The organism is Streptomyces sp. NPDC046977 (genome assembly GCF_040644455.1).
Taxonomy (GTDB): domain Bacteria; phylum Actinomycetota; class Actinomycetes; order Streptomycetales; family Streptomycetaceae; genus Actinacidiphila.
On the sequence record NZ_JBEYWO010000080.1, the window covers coordinates 1 to 3,658 of the forward strand.

The 3,658-nt window shown below is 68.9% G+C and carries 4 protein-coding genes and 1 pseudogene; 4 read left to right on the forward strand and 1 reads right to left on the reverse strand.

Features of this window, described 5'->3' with window-relative positions:
• Window positions 1–239: 239 nt before the first annotated feature.
• On the forward strand, window positions 240–1,091 hold the full coding sequence (locus tag ABZ883_RS42960; RefSeq protein WP_360917742.1) for an RNA polymerase sigma factor SigF: 852 nt from the start codon (window positions 240–242) through the stop codon (window positions 1,089–1,091).
• A 273-nt stretch (window positions 1,092–1,364) separates the two neighbouring features.
• On the opposite strand, the gene ABZ883_RS42965 is transcribed toward ABZ883_RS42960, so the two are convergent.
• A complete protein-coding gene (locus tag ABZ883_RS42965) occupies window positions 1,365–1,580 on the reverse strand; it encodes a hypothetical protein (protein WP_360917744.1) in 216 nt (71 codons plus the stop codon).
• Between the two features lie 415 nt (window positions 1,581–1,995).
• Between ABZ883_RS42965 and ABZ883_RS42970 the strand changes: the two genes are divergently transcribed.
• The 3 genes and pseudogenes from ABZ883_RS42970 to ABZ883_RS42980 all read left to right on the forward strand — a co-directional run.
• Window positions 1,996–2,223 carry a hypothetical protein gene (locus ABZ883_RS42970; RefSeq protein WP_360917746.1) on the forward strand — a complete coding sequence of 76 codons (228 nt, stop codon included), beginning with the start codon at window positions 1,996–1,998 and terminating at the stop codon, window positions 2,221–2,223.
• Between the two features lie 161 nt (window positions 2,224–2,384).
• A complete protein-coding gene (locus ABZ883_RS42975; RefSeq protein ID WP_360917748.1) occupies window positions 2,385–2,603 on the forward strand; it encodes a DUF5133 domain-containing protein in 219 nt (72 codons plus the stop codon).
• A 2-nt stretch (window positions 2,604–2,605) separates the two neighbouring features.
• Window positions 2,606–3,658, forward strand: a pseudogene (locus ABZ883_RS42980) (glutamate--cysteine ligase); the annotation flags it as partial.

Below are 3,658 nucleotides of genomic sequence, written 5' to 3' on the forward strand. Positions count from 1 at the left end.
AGCAGCGCCTACCAGCGGCACGCGAACGCCTACGTCACCAAGCCGGTCAATCTGGACGACTTTGAGCGTGCCGTGCAGAGCATCGACGCGTTCTACCTCGACACGGTCACCAAGTTCCCCCGGCAGTAGCCGACACCGCTGCCGCCGCCCACGGGCCGAGGGGTTCACATGGGCTGCATGATCGCGGGTAGGCGGGTGATGCGATGGTGGCACAGCAAGCACTGAGGAGGGTCGCTGGGATGCAGATGGTGACCGATGGAGTGGTCGGCGCGGTGTGGGAGACCGACACCGCGGTGACGTTGCCGGAGATTTCCGGTGCGATGACGGCCCCCGAGGTGCGGCAGGTCTCCAAGGTGATGTTCCAGCGTCTGCAGACGCTGGAAGAGGGCACCGCGGACTACCAGTACGTGCGGAACACGCTGATCGAGATGAACACGGCGCTGGTGCATTTCGCGGCCCGCCGTTTCTCCCAGCGCGCGGAGCAGATGGAGGACATCCTCCAGGTCGGCACGATCGGCCTGATCAAGGCCGTCGACCGGTTCGACCCCGACTACGGGGTGGAGTTCGTCACCTTCGCCCTGCCGACGATCGTGGGCGAGATGAAGCGGTTCTTCCGCGACACCAGCTGGTCCGTCCACGTGCCGCGGCGTCTGCAGGAGCTGCGGGTGGACCTGGCCAAGGCCACCGATGCACTGGCCGCGGATTTGGGCCGGGCGCCGACGGTGGCAGAGCTCGCGGCGCGGCTGGAGATCGGCGAGGAGGTGGTGGTGGAGGCGATGACGGCCGCCAATGCCTACTCCGCCGCGTCCCTGGATGCACCGCCCACCGACGAGAGCGACAGCGGAACCGGGTGGGCGGACCGGCTGGGCTACGACGACAACGCCTTCAGCAAGATCGAGGACCTCGAGGCGGTGAAGCCGCTGATCGCGCAGCTGCCGGAGCGGGACCGGCTGATCCTCTTGCTGCGTTTCGGGCACGAATTGACCCAGGCGCAGATCGGCGAACGGCTGGGTGTGTCTCAGATGCAGGTCTCCCGGCTCCTGACCAGGATCCTGAACCGGTTGCGTGCCCAGGCGCTGGCGCTGCCGTAGGCCCGGCGCGGTTGGCCGACCCGGCCGGAGAACCAGCCGCGGCCTTGGGTCCCCGCCGAATCGACCACGGCACACCGCAGGTCCCCTTCGTTGTGCGCCACAGCAGGCTGATCGTGGTGCGACGGCACGGGGCGCCGTGGTGGTCCACCGGCCGGGCGGGCGGTTTTCGCCATGCTCAGGGTCAGCCGGCTGAGCCTGTTGGCGGCAGCGCTGTCACGTGTGGCTGGGCGGGTACGGGGTGGCGCGCAGGCTGCGGGCCAGATGGGCGAAGGGTTACCTCTCCGGGGTGCGGATCTGCTGCAGGCGGGCGATGAGCAGCTGGATGACCGGGGTCCGGTCTCGGTGTTCGCGTTCGTACCGCAGCACCTTTTGTGCGCCGTCCTGGTCCAGGGCGCCGACCCGGCTTTCGACCGTGATCCGCGGCAGGTGCTTGTAGTCGGGTATCGGAAGCTCCTGGGTCACCGGAGCGGGAGTTATGTCATCAGGCATGTCCACCGAAGTCACTCCTCAGCATCTGTGATTCGGCTTCCCGTCCAACGAGGCACAAAACAGCCTGAGCAGTCCCGGGAGCGCCGATATCTGCGCTTACTGGCGTGCGAAATGTGGGTGAGCTGCTGGTTCGTAGGCGCGGGCGCCGACGGCCGGAGGGGGCCGTGGAGGCGGCTGGCACGGCCGTGCTGAGACCGGGATGTGCCGATGGCCTGTCAGCGGCGCAGCGGGGCGTCGTCTTTGGGCACGGGCACGGACGGTGAGTGCGGCACGGGGCGGCTGGTTGTGTGTCGGGCCGTGGCCCGGCGGCTGCTGTGCTTTACGCCGAATGCGCGGAACGGGGGGTGAGTGTGGCGTGTCCCGGCTAGCATCCGTTGCAGGATTTGCCGAGTCTGTCGCTGCAGGAGCACTGGCCATGCCCAAGACGCGTCTGAAATGCCGCAGTCCCCGGTCTGCTGCCGCGGTCGTCGAGGTCGGCAGGCTGCCCGGCGACTCGCATCACACGGTGCGCCGGGACGGGGCCGAAGTGGTCATCAAGTACCGCAGCGCGTTGTGGCCGCTGGACGTTGCCGAATGGGCTGCGCTGGAGGGGCATGCCAGTGACAAGGCGGCAGCCCGCGTCATGGCCCGGCTCCGGGATTAGGCGAACACGCCTCGTACCTGGTGTCGCGACCGGCCCGAGCACAGAACGGGCGCACGTGATCACCTCCGATTCTGCGGGCGGTGCCTGAGGTGGAGGTGGCGGGGTACACGGCGGTTCAGACACGCTGATCGGCGGCGTGACTCGCGCCAGGAGGAACAGTCATGCTGATGGCCAACCCCGCCGTTCTGGACGATCTCCTTGACCGTTACGAGACGCTGCGCGTGCTCGATTCGGGAGACCCCCAGGTGCGCAGGCGTCTGGAAGACGTGTCCTACACGCTGTGCGTGGCGACCGGCACCAGTGATGTCGATGCCGCGGTGATCGCCGCGCCGCTGCGGCTGCCCGGCGCGCGCCGGCAGGACGACTCCGCGGCGGCATGAGCATGGTGCGCAGTGTGGGAGTGGAGGAAGAACTCCTCCTGCTGGACGCCGAATCGTTCGAACCGCGCGCCCTGTCCTCCGCAGTGCTGGCCTCGGCCCGCCGTGACCCCACGGGTACGGGCGAGGTGTTCGGGGCGGAGTTGCAGCGCGAGCAGCTGGAGTTCGGCACGCGCCCGCAGACTCGGATGCAGGATGTGGCGGCAGAGATCCTTCGGTGGCGTGCGGAGGCGGCCCGGCACGCTGAAGGGGTGGGTGCGACGGTGGCCGCGCTGGCGACGTCGCCCTTGGCGGTGAGCCCGTCGTTGAGTACGGGGGAGCGGTACCGGTGGATGCGTGAGCAGTACGGGCTCACCGCGGATGAGCAGCTGACCTGCGGCTGCCACGTCCATGTGTCGGTGGAGTCGGACGAGGAGGGCGTGGCGATCGTGGACCGGATCCGGCCGTGGCTGCCGGTTCTTCTCGCCATGAGTGCCAATTCGCCGTTCTGGCAGGGGAAGGACAGCGGGTACGCCAGTTACCGCAGCCGGGTGTGGGGACGGTGGCCCTCGGCCGGCCCGGTCGAGGTCTTCGGGCAGCGCAGTATCACCGCCTGGTCGGAGACATGATCGCCACCGGCACTCTGCGCGACGAAGGCATGATCTACTTCGACGCCCGGCTCTCACGCACCTACCCCACCGTGGAGATCAGGATCGCCGACGTCTGCCTGGATCCGGCTACCACCGCGCTGATAGCCACGCTGGTGCGTGCCCTGGCCGAGACCGCGGTCCGCCAGTGGCGGGCCGATGAAGCGGCCGCAGTCCCCGGGGTGGCGTTGCTGCGGCTGTCCGCCTGGCGGGCCGGCCGCGAGGGCCTCGACGGGCAACTGCTCCATCCCACGACCATGCAGCCCGCCCCCGCGCACACGGTCGTCCACGCCCTGTTCGACCACGTACGCGAGGCCTTGGAGGACAACGGCGACCTCGCCCCGGCCCACGAATCCCTCGCCCGGCTCATGAAGACCGGGACGGGAGCGCATATCCAGCGGGAACTGCTGGCAGAAGCAGGGGACCTTCGGA

Excerpts from the sequence above, each read along its gene's own strand:
- ABZ883_RS42960 (WP_360917742.1), top strand. The coding sequence starts at position 240 with ATGCAGATGGTGACCGATGGAGTGGTCGGCGCGGTGTGGGAGACCGAC.
- ABZ883_RS42965 (WP_360917744.1), bottom strand. The coding sequence starts at position 1,580 with ATGCCTGATGACATAACTCCCGCTCCGGTGACCCAGGAGCTTCCGATA.
- ABZ883_RS42970 (WP_360917746.1), top strand. The coding sequence starts at position 1,996 with ATGCCCAAGACGCGTCTGAAATGCCGCAGTCCCCGGTCTGCTGCCGCG.
- ABZ883_RS42975 (WP_360917748.1), top strand. The coding sequence starts at position 2,385 with ATGCTGATGGCCAACCCCGCCGTTCTGGACGATCTCCTTGACCGTTAC.